Raw genomic sequence first — 18,127 nt, 5'->3', positions numbered from 1 at the left:
CTGGCATGATCGGGGAGGGAGGCGCTCTTCACCTTCGTCACCCAGCGTACGCTGGAGTCTCCGTGAGGCGCGCGAAGGGACGTCCAATAGGGGACCCCAGCTTTCGCGGCGGGTGACGGCAGGAGGAGGGTGGTGGCGGGACGGCGCGGTCGGGCGCAGGCTGATTATATTCCCGGGCCAAACCCCAGTCCGTCATCCCGGCCAACACCGGGATCTCCGAGAGGCGCGATACGCGCCCTTCAGGAAGACCCCGGCGCTCGAGGAGGTGACGGAGGGGGAAGGGGGGGGGCAGGTGCCGTGTCGCCGCCCGCCCGCCCGATCAGATGAAGCGGTTGATGATGTTCTCGATCCGCTCCTGCCGGCCCGAACGCGGCTTGGGGTCGAGGCCCTGCGTTTCCGCGAGATCGGCAATCGCGGCGAGGTCGAGACCGCCGATCTGCTCCCCGAGCGGGCCAGTCCAGCCGGCGTAGCGCTCGGCCTTGATCGCGTCGAGGCGACCGTCCTCGCTCAGGGCGGCGGCGTTCAGCAGGCCCTTCGCGACGACGTCGATACCGCCGATATGGCCGTAGAACAGGTCGGTCGCGTCCATCGACTGGCGGCGAACCTTCGCGTCGAAGTTGAAGCCGCCGGTGGTGAAGCCGCCCGCGCGCAGAATCTCCAGCATCGCGAGCGTCAGTTCCTCGACCGAGTTCGGGAATTGGTCGGTATCCCAGCCATTCTGGTGATCGCCGCGATTGGCGTCGATCGATCCGAAGATGCCGAGCGCGGAGGCGGTCGCGATCTCATGCTCGAACGTGTGGCCCGCCAGCGTCGCGTGGTTCGCCTCGATATTGACGCGGACCTCTTTCTCCAGCCCATAGCGCTTGAGGAAGCCGTACACCGTCGCGGTGTCGAAGTCGTACTGGTGCTTGGTCGGCTCGTGCGGCTTCGGCTCGATCAGGATCGTGCCGGTGAAGCCGATCTTGTGCTTGTGCTCCACGACCAGCGTCAGGAAACGGCCGAGATTGTCGAGTTCGCGCTTCAGATCGGTGTTGTGCAGCGTCTCATAGCCCTCACGACCGCCCCACAGCACGTAATTCTGGCCACCGAGCCGATGCGTCGCCTCCAGCGCGTCGCGAACCTGCATCGCGCCGAACGCGAAGACCTCGGGGTCGGGGTTGGTCGCGCCACCGGCGGCGAAGCGCGGGTGGCTGAACAGGTTGGCGGTGCCCCAGAGCAGCTTGCGGCCAGACGAGGCTTGCAGCTTTTCGAGATGGTCGACGGCCTCCGCGAAGAAGCGGCGATGCTCCGCCACGCCGTGGGCGTCGGCCATGACGTCGACGTCGTGGAAGCAATAATAGGGCACGTCGAGCTTCGAGAAGAAGTCGAAGGCGACTTCACGCTTCTGCGCCGCTGCCGCGCTGTCGTTCGCGCCGCGGTGCCAGGGACGGTCGAAAGTGCCGCCGCCGAACACGTCGCTGCCGGGCCAGCAGAAGGTGTGCCAGAAGCAGGCGGCGAAGCGCAGATGCTCCTCCATCGTCTTGCCCAGCACGACGCGGTTCTTGTCGTAGAAGCGATAGGCGAGTTCGTTGGTCGTTTCAGGACCCTCGAACGCGATCTGGGGAATGTCGGCGAAGAAGTCGGCCATCAGAAGGTCCTCATGCGGGGATAGGCGTCGCGAAACGCGGCGTATTTGGGGGCGAGCCGGTCGACCAGGTCGCGGTCGGGCTCGATGACGTGGGATACGGGCGGGGCGACGCAGACCTGGGCGGGCACGCCGCCGTCGACCGCGAGCTGGGCGAGGCGCGCCGCTCCGAGCGCGGGACCGACCTCGCCGCCTTTCAGATACACCAGCGGCACGTCCATCGCGGCGGCCAGCGTGCGGCCCCAATAGGCGGAGCGTGCGCCGCCGCCGATCACCGACAGGCGATCGACAGTCGTGCCCGCTTCGCGCAGGACGCGCACACCGTCGGCGAGCGCGAAGGCGACGCCCTCCAGCACCGCCTGCGCCAGCCGTTCCGGCCCGGTGTCGTTGTCGAGGCGCAGGAACGCGCCGCGGACCTGCGCGTCGTTGTGCGGCGTCCGCTCGCCCGACAGATAGGGGAGGAACAGCTCCGGGCCGCTGGCGGGGCCGGCGGCTTCGGCGCGGGCGAACAGGTCGGCGGCGCCGGCCGCGCCGGTGATCCGCGCAACCCAGTCGATGCAGGAGGCGGCGCTGAGGTGAACCGCCATCTGGTGCCACAGGCCGGGCAGCGCATGACAGAAGGCGTGGACGGCCCCGGCGACATTGGGGCGAAAACCGTCGTTGGCGACGAAGATGACGCCCGACGTGCCGAGCGACAGCAGCGCATCGCCGTCCGCGACCACGCCGACGCCGACAGCACCCGCGGCGTTGTCGCTGCCGCCACCCGCGACCGGTACCTGTGGCATGCCCCAGAGCTCGGCGATCTCCGGCAGCAGATGTCCGGTGACCTCCGTCCCCTCGACCAGCCGCGGCATGTGGTCGACCGTCAGCCCGGTGGCGGCGAGCAGCGTGTCGCTCCAGCGCCGCTCCGCCACGTCGAGCCACAAGGTCCCAGCCGAGTCGGAAAGGTCGGACGCCTTGTCGCCGGTCATCAGCAGGCGGACATAATCCTTCGGCAACAGCACGGTGCGGACCTGCGCGAACGTGTCCGGCTCGTGCCTGCGAACCCATTCCAGCTTGGGGGCGGTGAAGCCCGGCATCACCAGGTTACCGGCGACGCCGTGGAAGGCGGGCTCCGCCGCCTCCAGCTCCGCGCACTCGGCGAAGGAGCGCCCGTCGTTCCACAGGATCGCGGGGCGCAACGGCCGGTCGTCCGCACCGAGCAGGGTCGCGCCGTGCATCTGGCCGGCAAGGCCGATGCCGCGCACCGAGCGGCGCACCGCCGGGTCGATCGCCTGCACCGCGGCGATGGTCGCATCCCACCACGCGGCGGGGTCCTGTTCGGACCACAGGGGCTGCGGGCGCTGCACCGTCAGCGCCGCAGTGCCCTGCGCCACGACCGCGCCGGCGGTGTCGAGCACCACCGCCTTGACGCCCGACGTACCGATATCGATGCCGAGGAACATCAGCCCCTCACTTCACGAACGGATCGATGGTCCGGATCGTCCCGTCGGGATTGTAGAACAATTCCGTGACCTTGACGTTGCGGAGGCGCGTCTGGTTCGACAGTTGCGTGTCGGCGTAGAACAGCCACCAGCGCTTGTTCCACTCGACGATCGAGTGATGCGTCGTCCAGCCCTGCACCGGCAGCATGACATGGCCCTTGTAGGTGAAGGGGCCGTAGGGATTGTCGCCGATCGCGTAATTCAGGAAGTGCGTGTCGCCGGTCGAGTAGGAGAAATAGTACTTGCCCTTGTACTTGTGCATCCACGACGCTTCGAAGAAGCGACGGTCGTGGTCGCCGCCGAGCAAGGGCTTGCCTGCCTCGTCCAGGATCACGACGTCGCGCGGCTTTTCCGCGAATTCCGTCATACCCGGGGTCATCGCCGCGACCTTGGCCGTGAGGGCCGGCTTGTCGTCGGCCTGAAGGTCGGTCTTCGATCCGTTCGGGTCGTAGGTGCCGGTCGTGTTACGCTGAAGCTGGCCGCCCCAGATGCCGCCGAAATACATATACGCCTTGCCGTCGTCATCGGTGAAGACGGCCGGATCGATCGAGAAGCTGCCCTTGATCGGCTGCGGGTTGGCCTTGAACGGCCCCATCGGCGACTTCGAGGTCGCAACGCCAATGCGGAACGCGCCCTGCCGATCCTTGGCGGGGAAATACAGGAAGTAGGTGCCGTTCTTGCGCGCCGCGTCCGGGGCCCACATCTGCCTGTCGGCCCACGGCACCTGCTTCACGTCGAGCGCGACGGGGCCGACCGTCACCGGCTTCCCGATCCCGTCCATCTTCAGCACGCGGTAGTCGCGCATCTCGAAATGCGCGCCGAGATCGTCCTCGGGCGTCGGCCCGTCGATGTCGTGGCTGTTGTAGACGTAGATCTTGCCGTCGAAGACGTGCGCGGACGGATCGGCGGTATAGATCTCGCGCACCAGCGGCTGCGACAGATAGCGGCGACCCTCCGGGCTGCGGGGTTCCTGACCCGATCGGCCGGCGGTTTGCGCGACGGCGATGCCCCCGGCGAACAGCGTCGCGGCGGCGGCGAAAAGAAGCGGGCGGGTACGCATGGCCTTGGACGATCCTTCCTCTGGCGACCTTCTGATGAGGTCTGTCAACCGCCGAAGCGGATTGGGTAGCGCTACCATATTCGGCGGATCGGCGGAGGGCAAGGGACGCCGGCGTCGGATTCGCGATGGAATCGTCGCGGCGGAGATTGCGCTAACCCCCGGTTTCGGGAAAGCAGCGACATGATGAAGCCGAAACCCTCCCGCCGCGCGGGCTCCGCCCCGACGATCAGCGACGTCGCGAAGCGGGCCGGCGTCTCCCCGATGACGGTGTCGCGCGTCATCAACGGCGAGAGCAACGTGCGCCCGACCACGCGGGAGGTGGTGAACGCCGCGATCTCCGCGCTGAATTACGCGCCGAACCCGGCGGCGCGCAGTCTGGCGGGCGCGGGGCAGACCCGCATCGGCCTGCTGTACAGCAATCCCAGCGCCGGTTTTCTCAGCGAATTCCTGCTCGGCAGCCTCGATCAGGCAAGCCGCAACGACGTGCAGATCGTCGTCGAAAAATGCGAGCTGGGCGAACATGAGCTGGAGGTCACCCGTCACCTGATCGAAGGGGGGATCGACGGCGTCGTGCTGCCACCGCCGTTGTGCGAGGCGGATGCCGTGCTGGAACTGCTGGCGGCAGCGAACATCCCGACCGTCACGGTGGCGACGGGGCGTGCGCCCGACGATCTGCTCGCGATTCGCATCGACGACCGCGAGGCGGCGCTGACGATGATGCGCCACATCATGCAACTGGGGCACAGCCGCATCGGCTTCATCACCGGCAACCCCAATCTGTCCGCCAGCGCCCGCCGGCTGGAGGGCTATTCGGCGGCGCTGGAGGAGGCGGGGATCGCGGTCGACCAGGCGCTGATCGCGCACGGGCTGTTCACCTATCGCTCCGGCCTGGATGCGGCGGAGCAGTTGCTGGAACTGGACGATCCGCCCTCCGCGATCTTCGCGTCGAACGACGACATGGCGGCGGCGACCGTCGCGGTCGCGCACCGCCGAGGGCTGGACGTGCCGAGCGACCTGACCGTCTGCGGGTTCGACGACACGACGCTGTCGACGGCGATCTGGCCCGAACTGACGACCATCCACCAGCCGATCGCCGACATGTCGCGCGCGGCCGTCGAGTTGCTGGTGACGACGATCCGTCGACAGAAGGCGGGCGATATGACCGAGCGTCACCGGACGCTGGATTATACCCTGATCCGCCGCCAGTCCGACGCCGCGCCCCGGAAGCGGCCACGGAGTCGTTGAGGCGGGGTGGGCAGAGAAATCTGACTCGGCTCCCGGCCTTCAAGAGAGAGTTTCTCAACTTCTTCCCACCCCGGCGAAGGCCGGGGTCCAGTCTCGCCGTCTTCAGTCATCGACCGAGAGCGTTACCCAACTGGACCCCGGCCTTCGCCGGGGTGGTGTCAGGCAACGGAGCTATTCCGTAAGGATTCCCCCACGGGGGGCTGGAGATGGGGCCTCTCCACAGGCGATGTGCTTGCGGCAGCGCGCCACCCCCAACCCCTCCCCTGAAGGGGAGGGGGGTAGGACCGGATTAGCGACCTTGGGCGACTTCGTCGCGACATGTCTGCGACTATCCGCACAACCCCTTCGGCGGACCCACCAGACGCGCATAGGGCAGGGACGGCGACGGCCCCGGCAGGCGGGGGTCGGCGGCGGCGGCGTAGAAGGGGTCGCTCTCGGCATCCGGAAGCGAGACGAAGCGGAAGCCGAGTTGGCGATACTGGGCGAGCACGCGCGGCAGCATGCGCGCGCCGAACGCGCCGACGTGCATCAGTACCACCTGCGGCACGTCGCGATCGGTGCGCGCCTGTGCCGCATCGCGCGCCGACAGCGCGGCGGTGCGGGCATCGGCCAGATAGGCGGTTTCCAGCCGGGTGATCGCGGCGGCGTCGCGCCTTGCGAGGCAGGCGACATAGGGCGCGTTCCAGTCATAGTCGGCGAAGCTCATCGTCACGGCGGCGATCCGGTAACCGCGCTCCGCGAGCGTGGCGCGGACCGCGTCGCGCGTGGCGGCGTCGCGGCCTTCGTCGAGGAAGGGATAGCGGAACCAGCGCCCGGCGCCGCGTGATGTCGCCAGAGCCGGTTCGTTGCGGATCAGGTCCGCGGTGAAGGCTGTCGCGCCGACCTTGTCGAGGCTGAGGTGCGACCAGCCGTGATTGCCCAGCGGGTGCCCGGCCGTGCGCCATGCCGCGGTCGCAGCGGCGGCGGTCGGCTCGTCGATACCGATGCCGGCGTTGAGGAAGCCGAAGGCGGGCGCCTTTTCCGCCGCCAGCGCCGCGGTGATCCGGCGGATGACGGAGAGGCGCGTCTCGCCCGGCGGCAGCGGGCCGTGGGACGGAATGTCGTCGAAGGTCAGTGCGATCGCCGGTCGCGGATCGACCGGTTTCGTGGCGAACAGGGCCAGCGGTACCGCCTCGCCCATTGCCCGGTATCCGGCCTCCGACGGATGAAGGTGATCGCCCGAATCGTAGCGCGCCGCCAGCCGGTCGGGCCGTGCCGGGTCGCGGAGCAGCGCGTCGAAGTCGACGACGTGGTCGAAAACGCCGGAGGTGCGGATGAAGGTGTTGATCGCCAGCCGGTCGGCTTCGGTTGCTGCGGCGGGGTGGTAATAGTCGTTGCCACCGAACGGCGTGATCGTGCCGCCGATCAGCGCGATCCCCTGCGCATGGGCGCGCGCCGCCATCTGGCGATAGCCTGCGGTGATTTGGGCCACGATCTCCGCATGCTGCGCCGGTGTCGCGGGCGCGTCGCGGGTGAGGACGCCGAGATCGTTGACCCCCTCCAGCACGATCGCCCAGCGTACGCCGGTCCGGGACAGGACGTCGCGGTCGAACCGCGCCAGCAGATTGGGCCCGAGCCCGTCGAGCAGCACGCGATTGCCGCCGATGCCGGCGTTGACGGCGCCGATGCCGCGCATCGTCGGTGTCGCACGCAGGCGGGCGGCGAGGATATCGGGCCAGCGCGTATTGCGTTCCGGCTTAACGCCGTAGCCGTCGGTGATCGAGTCGCCGATCGCGACGATCGTGCCGCCGGCCGCCTTGTCCGTTGCATCCCCCGTCACCTCGACATCGGCGATCGCGTACCAGTGGATGACGGTCCTGGCGTCGCGCAGTTCGGGATCGGCGACGTGGTTGCCCGTGGTCAGGAAGCTGGTCGCACGGGAGCCGGGATGGCCGGTCTGCGAGACCGGTTTGTCCGGTAGATAGAGGCTGATCGCAAGATCGCTGCCGCCCGTGACGTCGAGTCTCACCGGGTCGGAATAGAGTTCGGCCCCGGCCGGAATCACCGCATCGGCGCGCCCGGCGAAGGTCAGCGCCGCGCCGTTGCCGACGCGCGACGTGCCGGACTGGGCGGCGAGGGCCAAATGGCCAGCCCCGATCGCCAGCGGTTGCGTGCCGAAGCGGTTGGACAGGCGCACACGGACGCGTGATCCACCGGCGGAGAGCCGGACGACCTGTCGGAGCGTGATATCGCGATCGAGTCCGGCGGGCAGGGCGTTGTCGCCTTCTGCCGGCATTTGCGCCGAACCCCAGCTCGTCGTCCACGACGTGTATGCGGGAGAAATCGTCCGGGCCGGGCCGGATGCCGACAGTACGGCACATCCCACCAGCGCGATGAGCCACCGCATCATTCTCTCCCCGTCACATCGTTACCGCTATCATTAGCAGCGGGGCGGAGAGGCGTGCAAGCGTGGCCGGGGATGATCGTCACCCCCGGCCGATCTGCTTCAGGCCTTGACGTGCGCCGAGATGTACTTGTTCATCTCGAACATCGTGACCTTGTCCTTGCCGAATACCTTCTTCAGGTTTTCGTCGGCCAGGATCTCACGCTTGTTCTCGGGGTTCTGCAGGTCGTTGGACTTGATGTAGGCCCAGACCTTGCTGATGACTTCGCTGCGGGGCAGCTTGTCGTTGCCGACCACCGCGCCGAGCTCCGGCGAGGGCTGCACCGGGGCGTGGATGCCGGTGCCCGAATTGGTCTGCTTGGTGGCGGCCTTCTTGGCGCCGGCTTCCTGCTTGGCAGTGGCCATGATCGTCCTTCCTGTTGATCCTCAAAGCCCGCTTGACCGGACTTACGCCTTCTTGAGCGTGCCCGCCTTGTGCGCCGCCTTGCCGCCGTTGTCACTCTCTACGATAAATTGCGGCTCGTCCTTCGATGCACGGACCTGATGACCCTTGATCTTGGTGTCGGTGGTCTGCTTCTTTTCGACGGTGCCGTGGGCGGTTCCGCCGTGCGAATTCCAGGTCACCTTGTCGCCCTTCTTCAGATCGGCCATCGCTGTTCTCCTGTTTTGATCGTGCGCCAACCGCCGGACGGCGGTCTTGGTTGCGAGGAGGATATCATGAGCGAAGCCAGTCCCGAGGATGGCGACCTGATCGGAAGTGACGGAAAGATCGTCGTTCCTCCGCATGTGGCGGAGGCGGTCCGGACGCTGATCGCCTGGGCCGGCGACGATCCGGGTCGCGAGGGGCTGGTCGACACGCCGCGCCGCGTCGCGCGGGCGTGGCGGGAATACTGCGCCGGTTACGGCGAGGACCCGTCGATGCATCTGTCGCGTATCTTCGAGGAGGTCGGCGGGTATGACGAGATCGTGCTGCTGAAGGACATCCCGTTCCAGTCGCATTGCGAACATCACATGGCCCCGATCATCGGCCGCGCGCACATCGCCTATCTGCCGCGCGATCACGTCGTCGGCATCTCGAAGCTGGCGCGCGTGCTGCATGGCTTCGCGCGCCGGTTGCAGGTGCAGGAGCGGCTGACGGCGGAGGTCGCCGACTGTATCTGGAACCACCTGAAGCCGCTCGGCGTCGCGGTGGTGATCGAGGCGAGCCACGCCTGCATGACGGCGCGCGGCGTCCGCACGCCGGGAGTCGCGATGGTCACCAGCCGCATGATGGGCGTGTTCCGCGACGACGATCGCAGCCGCAAGGAAGTGCTCGCGCTGATGGGGCAGAAGGGGTGATCGGCGCGCAGACGATCCTGGTGACCGGTGGTGCGAAGCGACTCGGCGCGGCGATCGCGCGGGGGCTGGCCGGGGCGGGGCACCGGGTCGTGATCCACTATGGCGGCTCGCGCGACGATGCGGAGCGGCTGGCGGTCGAGATCGGCGGCGTGACGGTGCAGGGCGATCTCGCCGATACCGCGGCGGTGTCGACGCTGTTCGCGCGCGCGCGGGATGCGGCGGGCGGCGCCATCCACGGCCTCGTCAACAGCGCCTCCGCGTTCGAGTTCGATCGACCGGACGGGATCGACACGAATCTGGCGGCACGGCTTTACGCGATCAACTGCACCGCGCCGTCGCTGCTCGCCTCCGCACTGGCGGCGCAGGAGGATCTGGCCGAGGGCGCGGTGGTCAATCTGATCGATCAGAAGCTGGCGAATCCGAACCCCGACTTCTTCTCGTATAGCTGCGCCAAGATCGCACTGGCGGGGGCGACCGAAATGATGGCGCAGGCGTTCGCGCCGCGCGTCCGGGTCAACGCCGTGTCGCCCGGCCTGACGCTGAAGAGCGGCGACCAGAGCGATGCGGCGTTTGAGCGGGTCGCGCGCGCCAACCTGCTCCAGCGCCCCGTCGGCGCGGAGGCTGTCGCGGACGCTGTCGTGTACCTGATCGGCGCGCGCAGCGTCACGGGCCAGAACCTGTTCGTCGACTGCGGCCAACGATTCCTGAAGCGCGACGGCGACGTGATGTTCGAGGGTGCCGATGGCTGAGTACACGACCATCCTCGAAGGACTGGCGGTGATGATCCGCCTGGGCATTCACCCGCACGAGGTCGAGCCACAGCGGGTGCTGGTGACGGTGGAGATGACCGTCGGCTATGACCGGCCGCCCACTGCCGACTCGATCGCCGAGGTGCTGGATTACGACTTCGTTCGCACCGGCATCCTCGCGCTTGCGGCGGAACGCCGATTCGCGCTCCAGGAGACGCTGTGCGATGCCGTCGCGTCGCTATGCATGAGCGACGAACGTGTGCAGGCGGTCCGCGTCCGGACGTCGAAAACCGACATCTATCCCGACGCCGTGATCGGATGTGAAATCCGGCGACACAGAAACGGCTGATCTCCGTCATCACGCGTGCCGGCTAAATTTGTTCCGGCGGAATTCATGCTGCGATGCATTATTCCAGCTGTGGCCGCATCGGCCGCAACGTTACAATCGAATGTCAAGCTAATTTGCAATGTTCTGATTTAGCGCTTGTTTTTCGTTAACAGGTTGTTCACAAATCATCCCCGGAGGCGCAGCGACATATCGTGCGCCGCCGCATCTGGATCGTACTTCATCATAAGGTGAGGACGATCGTCAGCGCGGGTCCGCGGGAGTTTCCGCGGGGTCGCTGCCAACGGGGGTTGGACCCATGAAGACCTTTATCAAGACTGCTATCGTTGCTTCCGCATTCGCTGCAGTGGCGCTTCCGGCTGCGGCATCCGCCGATACTTATGTGTTCAATGTTGCCGGCGCCCAGAGCTTCGGCGAACTTGGCGACGCTCTCAACGACGTCTTCACGGTCAATATCGGCGCGAATTCGCGTATCACCGACGTAGCCTACAACGTGTCGTTGACCGCATTCTCACCAAGCTGGCTTTCGGAAGCGACGCTGGGATTCACCAGCTCGGACCTGTCCGAAGGCGTGTTCCTGAATCCGGGCTTCGCCGACAACTTCTCGGGCACCGCCAGCTATGCTGACTCGGCCAGCCTGACCGATCTCGGCCTCGACTTCACCGTTGGCGCGGACGGCATCCTGCGCCTCGAATTCTTCGAGGATTTCGACGATGGCTCGGTCGCGCCGGACGGTGTCTGGAACAGCGGATCGATCACCTTCACCTACACGCCGTCGGGCGCCGGTGCGGTGCCGGAGCCGGCGACGTGGGCGATGATGATCGGTGGCTTCGGCATGGTCGGTGGCGCGATGCGTCGTCGCCAGAAGGTCAGCGTCCGTTACGCCTGATCTGCTGTAGCAGTACGAAGGACGCCGCCGGTCGGAAGACCGGCGGCGTTTTCGTGTCTGCCTTACCGGGCTCCGCGCTAGACGCGGTTGGCGGCGCTGAGCACCGCGCGCACGCTGGCGGTGGCGATGTCGGTGTCCAGCCCGACGCCAAAGACGGTGCGGCCGTCGTCCGTCCGGCACTCGACATAAGCGGCGGCCTGCGCATCGGCACCATGGCCGATCGCGTGCTCCGAATAATCGACCACGTCGAGCGTCGGTCCCGTCGTATCGCCCAGCGCGGCGATCACGCCGGAGATCAGGCCGTTGCCGCGGCCTGAGATCGATCGCTCCTCGCCATCGACCGCGACCCTGCCGACGAACAGGCGCTGGCCGGCAATGCCGCTCTCCTCGTAATCGCGCAGCACGAAGCGGTCGTCGTTGCGCGGCAGATAGGTCGCTTCGAACCGGCCCCAAATGTCGGCCGCGCCCAGTTCGCGACTCGTTTCGTCCGCCAGCGCCTGAACATGGCGACTGAAATCGGCCTGCAAGCGCTTGGGCAGCTTCAGGCCCTTGTCCTGCTCGATCACCCAGGCGACGCCGCCCTTGCCCGATTGCGAGTTGACGCGGATGACCGCTTCGTAGCTGCGGCCGAGATCGGCGGGGTCGATCGGCAGATAGGGGACTTCCCACAGCCCGTCGTTGCGGGTCGCCTGCGCCGCGAATCCCTTCTTGATCGCGTCCTGATGCGATCCGGAAAACGCCGTGAACACCAGATCGCCGGCATAGGGCGTGCGCGGATGGACGGGCAGGTTGGTGCAATAGTTGATCGTGTTCACGACCGCGTCGATGTCCGACAGGTCCAGCTTGGGATCGATCCCCTGCGTGTACATGTTCAGCGCGACGGTCACGAGATCGCAATTCCCGGTGCGCTCGCCATTGCCGAGCAGGCAGCCCTCCACCCGGTCGGCGCCGGCCATCATCCCCAGTTCCGCCGCGGCGACACCGGTGCCGCGATCGTTGTGGGTGTGGAGCGAGATCACCACCGAGTCGCGGTTGCGGATGTTGCGGCCGAACCATTCGATCTGGTCGGCATAGACGTTGGGCGTCGCGCACTCGACGGTCGCGGGCAGGTTGAAGATGATCGGGCGATCCGGCGTCGGTTGCAGCACGTCCATCACCGCCTCGCAAACCTCGACCGAGAAATCGAGTTCGGCGGTGGAGAACGTCTCCGGCGAATATTCGAACTGCCACGCGGTATCGGGCCGCTTGGCCGCCTCGTCGCGCAGCACCTTCGCGCCGGCGACGGCGATCGCCTTCACTTCGTCGCGGGTCATGCCGAACACGATCTTGCGCCACGCCGGGCTGACCGCGTTGTAGAGGTGGACGATCGCCTGCTTCGCGCCGTCGAGGCTTTTGAAGCTCGTCTCGATCAAGTCGCGGCGCGATTGGGTCAGCACCTGGATGTGCACGTCGTCGGGGATGCGATCGTCGCGCACCAATCCGGAGATGAAGTCGAACTCGGTCGCGCCCGCGCTGGGGAAACCGACCTCGATCTCCTTCAATCCTACCTTCACCAGCAGATCGAACAGCCGGGTCTTCTTTTCCGCGTCCATCGGATCGATCAGCGCCTGATTGCCGTCGCGCAGGTCGGTCGACAGCCAGCGGGGTGCCTGCGTGATCGTACGCGACGGCCATTGCCGATCGGGCAGGGCGATCGGCGGAAAGGGGCGATATTTTTCGGAGGGATTGCGCAACATGGCGGAGCCTTTCGGCGAGAAGGGGAGGGTGGCCGCTATCGTCCCCCAGGTGCGCTGGCCGTGGTCGCGCCCCTAGGGGCGGATAAGTCGCGGATCGAGGCGGTTGGCCGGCATGACGCATCCTGTGGCGCGACGACGACCGATTGTCCAGTATGGTAAAGTCCGCTCGGCTGATGCAGGTCAGCGATGTCCGGACAGCGGCGCGTTAGGAGCCCGTCCGAACGCCTGCAACATCAGGGAAACTCCGCGTGCGCCAACTTCTTTACGTCAGTTCCCGCCCGCCGAGCGTTCCGGAGGTCAGCGTCGGCAACATCCTGATGATTTCCCGCCGCAACAACGACGCGGCCGGCGTGACCGGACTGCTCTACACGGACGGGACGCGGTTTCTGCAAGTGCTGGAGGGGGACGAGGGACCCGTCGCCGCGACCTTCGCGCGGATCAAGGCCGATCCCCGTCATCATGCGGTCGTCATATTATCGGATCGCACGATCACGACGCGCGAGTTCGGCAATTGGTCGATGGCCTATCGCCTGCCGACGGACGAGGCGGACACGTTCGACGGCAAGGTCGCGCGGCTGCTGGCGGGTGCCAGCGACAGCGTCCGCGCGACCTTCACCGGCCTGATCGCGACCCGGCGTACGGCCTGAGAGCGGGCGGCGTCGAGGACGCCGCCCGTCGGTCGTTACGAGGCCGAGAAGGCCGCGTTGATCGTCAGGTCGACCTTGTCGGCCACCGCCGGCACGGCATAGCCGAGGCCGAAATCGCTGCGGTTGATCGTGCCGGTCGCGTGAAAGCCGAAGTTCAGCTTCTTGCTCATTGGGTTATCGCCCGCCCCGACGAACTTCGCCTGCAACGTCACCGGCTTGGTCACGCCCTTCAGCGTCAGGTTGCCGGTCACCGTCGCGCCGTTCGCGGTCGGCGTCACGCCGGTCGAGACGAAGCGCGCGGTCGGATTGTTGGCGACGTCGAAGAAATCCTTCGACTTCAGATGCTCCGTGAACCGAGCCGCGGTGGTCGACAGCTGGTCGACGGGGAAGGTCACATCGACCTTCGTCGCCGCGGGCTTGGCGGGATCGATCGTAATCGAACCGGAGCCGGCACCGAACTGACCCGACAACATGGAAAAGCCCATATGATTGACGGTCCACGTCACCTGCGTGTGATTGGGATCGACCTGATAGGTGCCGGCCTTGACCAGCGCCGTGTTGGCGGTGCCGGGCAGGCCCTGAGCGATGACGGGGGCGGCGACGGCGAACAGAGCCGCGACGGGAAGCGCGAAACGCATGGATAATCCTCCTGTTGATGGCACAGGAGGTGCGGGCCGATGCGGCCCTTGTCAAACGACCAAAGCGGCAACGATCGGTTTCGCGAGTTGGAGAGCAAGGCAACGTTCGATGACGTTCGACCGGTTCGCGGATCTTCCCGGGAATTCATCACGATGCGGATTGCACTTGCCGCCAGCGTGACGACGCTGGGCCTGTCCGTCACCGCAGCGGCCGGTGTGTCGGGCCGCGACCGAACCAACCGTGGTCGAGATCGAGGCGGACGACGTAAAATCGGGACAGCAAGGCTGGCCGGAACGCGCGCGACACGAGTCCTACGGCAATCTCGCGCCGGCAATATCACCGAACTGGAGCGGGACCGGACCCGAGACTACTGCTCCCCTCGGTGAACGAGGGGAGCAGTGGCAGCGTGTCTCAGTTCTTCGCCTTGTCGACCAGCTTGTTCGCGCCGATCCACGGCATCATCGCGCGCAACTCGCTGCCGACCTTCTCGATCGGGTGCGCGGCGGCCTGCTTGCGCGACGCCTTCAGTTCGGGCTGACCGGCGCGGTTGTCGAGGACGAACTTCTGGACGAAGCGGCCCGACTGGATGTCGGCCAGCACGCGCTTCATTTCCGCCTTGGTCTCGTCGGTGATGATCCGCGGCCCGGTGACGATGTCGCCATATTCGGCGGTGTTCGAGATCGAGTAGCGCATGTTGGCGATACCGCCCTCGTACAGCAGGTCGACGATCAGCTTCGTCTCGTGGAGGCATTCGAAATACGCCATTTCCGGGGCGTAGCCGGCCTCGACCAGCGTCTCGAAGCCGGCCTGGATCAGGTGGGTGATGCCGCCGCACAGCACGGCCTGCTCGCCGAACAGGTCGGTTTCGCACTCTTCCTTGAAGTTCGTTTCGATGATGCCCGAACGGCCGCCGCCGACGCCCGACGCATAGGCGAGCGCGACGTCATGCGCGTTGCCGCTGGCGTCCTGATGCACCGCGATCAGACACGGCACGCCGCCGCCCTTGACGTATTCGCTGCGCACGGTGTGGCCGGGGCCCTTGGGCGCGATCATGATGACGTCGATGTCCGCGGGCGGCTCGATCAGGCCGAAATGCACGTTCAGACCATGCGCGAAGGCGAGCGCCGCGCCCGGCTTCATATGACCCTTCAGGTCGGTGTCCCAGATCGCCGCCTGATGCTCGTCGGGGGCGAGGATCATGACGATGTCGGCCCACTGTGCCGCCTCGCGGTTGGACAGCACCTTGAAGCCGGCGTCCTGCGCCTTCTTCGCGGTCGCCGAACCCTCGCGCAGGGCGATCGCCACGTCCTTGACGCCGGAGTCGCGCAGGTTCTGCGCATGGGCATGCCCCTGCGAGCCGTAGCCGACGATGGCGATCTTCTTGTCGGTGACGAGGTTCAGGTCGGCGTCGCGATCGTAATAGACACGCATTGGTTCAGGTCCCTTTTCGAAGGCCGTCATGCCGGCGGACGCCGGCATCTCGCGGTGAGGGTGTGCTCCCTCTCCGGGAGACCCCGGCGTGCGCCGGGGCGACGGAGGTTGGTTGAGTGGTAAGGATTAGGCGGCCTCGCGACCGCGGGAGATGGCGACGATGCCGGTGCGGGCGACTTCGACCAGCCCGACCTCCGCCATCAGTTCCACGAACTTGTCGATCTTGTCGCGGCCGCCGGTGACTTCGAACACGAAGCTGGACGTGGTCGCATCGACTACCCGACCGCGATAGACCTCGGCGAGGCGCATCGCCTCGATCCGCTTGTCGCCGACGCCGGCCACCTTCACGAGCGCGAGTTCGCGTTCGACGTGTTCGCCCGCGACGGTCAGGTCGGTGACGCGATGGACGGGGACGAGCCGATCGAGCTGCGCCATGATTTGCTCCATCACCGGCGGCGATGCGCTGGTGACGATCGTGATGCGGCTGACCGCCTTGTCCTCGGTGATCTCGGACACCGTCAGGCTCTCGATATTATAGCCGCGCGCGGTGAACAGCCCGGCGATCCGGGCGAGGATGCCCGGCTCGTTGTCGACGATCACGGCCAGCGTGTGGCGTTCGGCGGCTTCGGTCTTGATGTGCATTCCGGGTCCTCAACTCCCCTCCCTTGCAAGGGAGGGGCTGGGGGTGGGTGGCGTCTGGGCGATGTACGGAGAGCTGGGGGTATGCCGCGCTGGGTCGCGAGCATTTTACCCACCCCCGGCCCCTCCCCTGACAGGGAGGGAGACGGTCAGACGAGGGCCTTGGCCTCGTCGTCCATCGTGCCCGATACCTCGTTCGCCTGAAGGATCATGTCGGTATGCGCCGCGCCCGACGGGATCATCGGGAAGCAGTTTGTCAGCTGCGACACCATGCAGTCGACGATCACCGGCCCGTCATAGGCGAGCATGTCGGCGATGCCTGCGTCGAGCTGATCGCGAGTCTCGATGCGAATACCCTTCCACCCGTACGCCTCGCCGAGCTTCACGAAGTCGGGGAGCGATTCCGAATAGCTCTCCGCATAGCGTGAGGAATAGGTCAGTTCCTGCCACTGGCGGACCATGCCCATATACTGGTTGTTCAGGATGAAGATCTTGACCGGCAGGCGATACTGAGTCGCCGTCGCCAGTTCCTGGATATTCATCTGGATCGATGCTTCGCCGGCAATGTCGATGACCAGCGCGTTCGGATTGCCGAGTTGCGCGCCGATCGCGGCGGGCAGGCCATAGCCCATCGTGCCGAGCCCGCCGGACGTGAGCCACTTGTTGGGCAGCTCAAATCCGAAATGCTGCGCGGCCCACATCTGGTGCTGGCCGACTTCGGTCGTGATGATCGGCTGGCGGGCGTGGGTCGCCTCCCACAAGGCGCGGATCGCGCGTTGCGGCATGATGTCGTTGCCGACCTCCGGGAACGACAGGCAGGCGACCGCGCGCCATTCGGCGATCCTGCTCCACCACTCGCGCGTGTCCGGCTTCGGATGCTGGCGGCTTTTCCAGATGCGGACCATGTCTTCCATCGCATGGCCGGCATCGGCGACGATCGGCAGGTCGATCCGCACCGTCTTGTTGATCGACGAGCGGTCGATGTCGATATGAACCTTGCGGCTGTTCGGGCTGAACGCGTCCAGCCGCCCGGTGACGCGATCGTCGAACCGCGCACCGATCGCGACGACCAGATCGGCCTGGTTCATCGCCATGTTCGCCTCGTACGTCCCGTGCATGCCGAGCATGCCGAGGAACTGCGGCGACGACGCTGGGAAGCAGCCCAGGCCCATCAACGTCGAGGTGACGGGCGCACCGGTCAGCCGCGCCAGTTCCGCCAGCATCTGCGACGCCGCCGGACCCGAATTGATGATGCCGCCGCCGGTGTAAAGAACGGGCCGCTCCGCCACGGCGAGCATGTCGACGACCTGCTCGATCGCGGCACGGTCCGCCTTCACCTGCGGGCGATAGGTCTTGTGCTGGATCGCGCCCGGCTTCGTGTAGGCGGCGGTTGCGACCTGAACGTCCTTGGGAATGTCGACGACGACCGGACCGGGACGACCCTTGGTGGCGATGTGGAACGCCTCGTGGATGATCGCGCCGAGCTTGGCCGGGTCCTTCACCAGATAATTGTGCTTGGAACAGTGGCGCGTGATGCCGACCGTATCCGCTTCCTGGAAAGCGTCGGTGCCGATCAGCGCGGTCGGGACCTGACCCGTGATGACGACCATCGGGATCGAGTCCATCAGCGCATCGGTGATTCCGGTGACGGCATTGGTCGCGCCGGGGCCGGAGGTGACGAGGACGACGCCGGGCTTGCCGGTGGAGCGGGCATAGCCCTCTGCCGCATGCGTCGCGGCCTGTTCGTGCCGGACGAGGATGTGCTTGATCCGGCCCGACCGGAAGAGCGCATCGTAGATCGGCAGGACGGCACCGCCCGGATAGCCGAACACGACCTCCACGCCGAGATCGCACAGCGCCTCGACGAGGATGTCTGCTCCGCTTTGCTCGGTCACGTCACGTCTCCACCTGTTGGGA

General features: G+C 66.6%; 17 protein-coding genes. 6 read left to right on the top strand and 11 right to left on the bottom strand.

Going from position 1 to position 18,127, the window contains the following annotated elements:
* Positions 1-319: 319 nt before the first annotated feature.
* The 3 genes from xylA to AC0CH8_RS06215 are packed head-to-tail and all read right to left on the bottom strand — an operon-like array spanning position 320 to position 4,168.
* Complete coding sequence (gene xylA / locus AC0CH8_RS06225) at positions 320-1,630, bottom strand: xylose isomerase (RefSeq protein ID WP_465239166.1); 1,311 nt, start codon at positions 1,628-1,630, stop codon at positions 320-322.
* The gene (gene xylB, locus AC0CH8_RS06220; RefSeq protein ID WP_465239131.1) at positions 1,627-3,069 is read right to left on the bottom strand and encodes a xylulokinase; all 1,443 of its coding nucleotides are present in this window, start codon (positions 3,067-3,069) and stop codon (positions 1,627-1,629) included. The genes xylA and xylB overlap by 4 nt, the downstream gene beginning before the upstream one ends.
* A 7-nt stretch (positions 3,070-3,076) precedes the next feature.
* Positions 3,077-4,168, bottom strand: coding sequence for a glycoside hydrolase family 43 protein (locus AC0CH8_RS06215; RefSeq protein ID WP_204195558.1), 1,092 nt, complete (start codon positions 4,166-4,168; stop codon positions 3,077-3,079).
* Positions 4,169-4,351: 183 nt separating this feature from the next.
* Between AC0CH8_RS06215 and AC0CH8_RS06210 the strand changes: the two genes are divergently transcribed.
* The gene (locus tag AC0CH8_RS06210) at positions 4,352-5,413 is read left to right on the top strand and encodes a LacI family DNA-binding transcriptional regulator (RefSeq protein WP_239474108.1); all 1,062 of its coding nucleotides are present in this window, start codon (positions 4,352-4,354) and stop codon (positions 5,411-5,413) included.
* Between the two features lie 328 nt (positions 5,414-5,741).
* Here AC0CH8_RS06210 and AC0CH8_RS06205 read toward each other — a convergent pair whose 3' ends face one another.
* The 3 genes from AC0CH8_RS06205 to AC0CH8_RS06195 all read right to left on the bottom strand — a co-directional run bounded on the left by AC0CH8_RS06205 (position 5,742) and on the right by AC0CH8_RS06195 (position 8,447).
* The gene (locus tag AC0CH8_RS06205) at positions 5,742-7,802 is read right to left on the bottom strand and encodes a GDSL-type esterase/lipase family protein (protein WP_465239130.1); all 2,061 of its coding nucleotides are present in this window, start codon (positions 7,800-7,802) and stop codon (positions 5,742-5,744) included.
* Between the two features lie 96 nt (positions 7,803-7,898).
* Positions 7,899-8,201, bottom strand: a complete 303-nt coding sequence (locus tag AC0CH8_RS06200) for an SWIB/MDM2 domain-containing protein (protein ID WP_204195555.1) — start codon at positions 8,199-8,201, stop codon at positions 7,899-7,901.
* Positions 8,202-8,243: 42 nt separating this feature from the next.
* Positions 8,244-8,447, bottom strand: coding sequence for a hypervirulence associated TUDOR domain-containing protein (locus tag AC0CH8_RS06195; RefSeq protein ID WP_465239129.1), 204 nt, complete (start codon positions 8,445-8,447; stop codon positions 8,244-8,246).
* A 66-nt stretch (positions 8,448-8,513) separates the two neighbouring features.
* Between AC0CH8_RS06195 and folE the strand changes: the two genes are divergently transcribed.
* The 4 genes from folE (at position 8,514) to AC0CH8_RS06175 (ending at position 11,118) form a co-directional block, all read left to right on the top strand.
* Complete coding sequence (folE, locus tag AC0CH8_RS06190; RefSeq protein WP_465239128.1) at positions 8,514-9,134, top strand: GTP cyclohydrolase I FolE; 621 nt, start codon at positions 8,514-8,516, stop codon at positions 9,132-9,134.
* Positions 9,131-9,883 (top strand): SDR family oxidoreductase, encoded by a 753-nt coding sequence (locus AC0CH8_RS06185; RefSeq protein WP_465239127.1) that lies wholly within the window; start codon positions 9,131-9,133, stop codon positions 9,881-9,883. Before folE ends, AC0CH8_RS06185 begins: the two co-directional genes overlap by 4 nt.
* The gene (locus tag AC0CH8_RS06180; RefSeq protein WP_465239126.1) at positions 9,876-10,232 is read left to right on the top strand and encodes a dihydroneopterin aldolase; all 357 of its coding nucleotides are present in this window, start codon (positions 9,876-9,878) and stop codon (positions 10,230-10,232) included. The genes AC0CH8_RS06185 and AC0CH8_RS06180 overlap by 8 nt, the downstream gene beginning before the upstream one ends.
* 295 nt (positions 10,233-10,527) lie before the next feature.
* Positions 10,528-11,118, top strand: a complete 591-nt coding sequence (locus tag AC0CH8_RS06175) for a PEPxxWA-CTERM sorting domain-containing protein (protein WP_465239125.1) — start codon at positions 10,528-10,530, stop codon at positions 11,116-11,118.
* A gap of 77 nt (positions 11,119-11,195) precedes the next feature.
* Here AC0CH8_RS06175 and leuA read toward each other — a convergent pair whose 3' ends face one another.
* Complete coding sequence (gene leuA / locus AC0CH8_RS06170; RefSeq protein ID WP_465239124.1) at positions 11,196-12,854, bottom strand: 2-isopropylmalate synthase; 1,659 nt, start codon at positions 12,852-12,854, stop codon at positions 11,196-11,198.
* A gap of 248 nt (positions 12,855-13,102) precedes the next feature.
* On the opposite strand from leuA, the gene AC0CH8_RS06165 reads away from it, so the two are divergent.
* On the top strand, positions 13,103-13,501 hold the full coding sequence (locus tag AC0CH8_RS06165; RefSeq protein WP_465239123.1) for a BLUF domain-containing protein: 399 nt from the start codon (positions 13,103-13,105) through the stop codon (positions 13,499-13,501).
* Between the two features lie 35 nt (positions 13,502-13,536).
* Here AC0CH8_RS06165 and AC0CH8_RS06160 read toward each other — a convergent pair whose 3' ends face one another.
* The 4 genes from AC0CH8_RS06160 to AC0CH8_RS06145 form a co-directional block, all read right to left on the bottom strand.
* Positions 13,537-14,139: a YceI family protein gene (locus tag AC0CH8_RS06160; protein ID WP_204195547.1), complete on the bottom strand. Its 603-nt coding sequence runs from the start codon at positions 14,137-14,139 to the stop codon at positions 13,537-13,539.
* A gap of 412 nt (positions 14,140-14,551) precedes the next feature.
* Positions 14,552-15,571 (bottom strand): ketol-acid reductoisomerase, encoded by a 1,020-nt coding sequence (gene ilvC / locus AC0CH8_RS06155; RefSeq protein ID WP_465239122.1) that lies wholly within the window; start codon positions 15,569-15,571, stop codon positions 14,552-14,554.
* A gap of 126 nt (positions 15,572-15,697) precedes the next feature.
* Positions 15,698-16,213 (bottom strand): acetolactate synthase small subunit, encoded by a 516-nt coding sequence (gene ilvN, locus AC0CH8_RS06150; RefSeq protein ID WP_465239121.1) that lies wholly within the window; start codon positions 16,211-16,213, stop codon positions 15,698-15,700.
* Positions 16,214-16,359: 146 nt separating this feature from the next.
* The gene (locus tag AC0CH8_RS06145) at positions 16,360-18,105 is read right to left on the bottom strand and encodes an acetolactate synthase 3 large subunit (protein WP_465239120.1); all 1,746 of its coding nucleotides are present in this window, start codon (positions 18,103-18,105) and stop codon (positions 16,360-16,362) included.
* Positions 18,106-18,127: the final 22 nt, after the last annotated feature.

The organism is Sphingomonas sp. AC435 (assembly GCF_979253005.1).
The sequence above is the reverse complement of the archived record's forward strand: the minus strand, read 5'-3'. Positions and strand labels throughout refer to the sequence as shown.

Coding starts and splice junctions, on each gene's coding strand:
- AC0CH8_RS06195 (WP_465239129.1), bottom strand. CDS start 8,447: ATGGCCGATCTGAAGAAGGGCGACAAGGTGACCTGGAATTCGCACGGC.
- AC0CH8_RS06175 (WP_465239125.1), top strand. CDS start 10,528: ATGAAGACCTTTATCAAGACTGCTATCGTTGCTTCCGCATTCGCTGCA.
- AC0CH8_RS06205 (WP_465239130.1), bottom strand. CDS start 7,802: ATGATGCGGTGGCTCATCGCGCTGGTGGGATGTGCCGTACTGTCGGCA.
- AC0CH8_RS06200 (WP_204195555.1), bottom strand. CDS start 8,201: ATGGCCACTGCCAAGCAGGAAGCCGGCGCCAAGAAGGCCGCCACCAAG.
- xylB (WP_465239131.1), bottom strand. CDS start 3,069: ATGTTCCTCGGCATCGATATCGGTACGTCGGGCGTCAAGGCGGTGGTG.
- AC0CH8_RS06215 (WP_204195558.1), bottom strand. CDS start 4,168: ATGCGTACCCGCCCGCTTCTTTTCGCCGCCGCCGCGACGCTGTTCGCC.
- AC0CH8_RS06210 (WP_239474108.1), top strand. CDS start 4,352: ATGAAGCCGAAACCCTCCCGCCGCGCGGGCTCCGCCCCGACGATCAGC.
- ilvN (WP_465239121.1), bottom strand. CDS start 16,213: ATGCACATCAAGACCGAAGCCGCCGAACGCCACACGCTGGCCGTGATC.
- AC0CH8_RS06160 (WP_204195547.1), bottom strand. CDS start 14,139: ATGCGTTTCGCGCTTCCCGTCGCGGCTCTGTTCGCCGTCGCCGCCCCC.
- leuA (WP_465239124.1), bottom strand. CDS start 12,854: ATGTTGCGCAATCCCTCCGAAAAATATCGCCCCTTTCCGCCGATCGCC.
- AC0CH8_RS06180 (WP_465239126.1), top strand. CDS start 9,876: ATGGCTGAGTACACGACCATCCTCGAAGGACTGGCGGTGATGATCCGC.
- folE (WP_465239128.1), top strand. CDS start 8,514: ATGAGCGAAGCCAGTCCCGAGGATGGCGACCTGATCGGAAGTGACGGA.
- ilvC (WP_465239122.1), bottom strand. CDS start 15,571: ATGCGTGTCTATTACGATCGCGACGCCGACCTGAACCTCGTCACCGAC.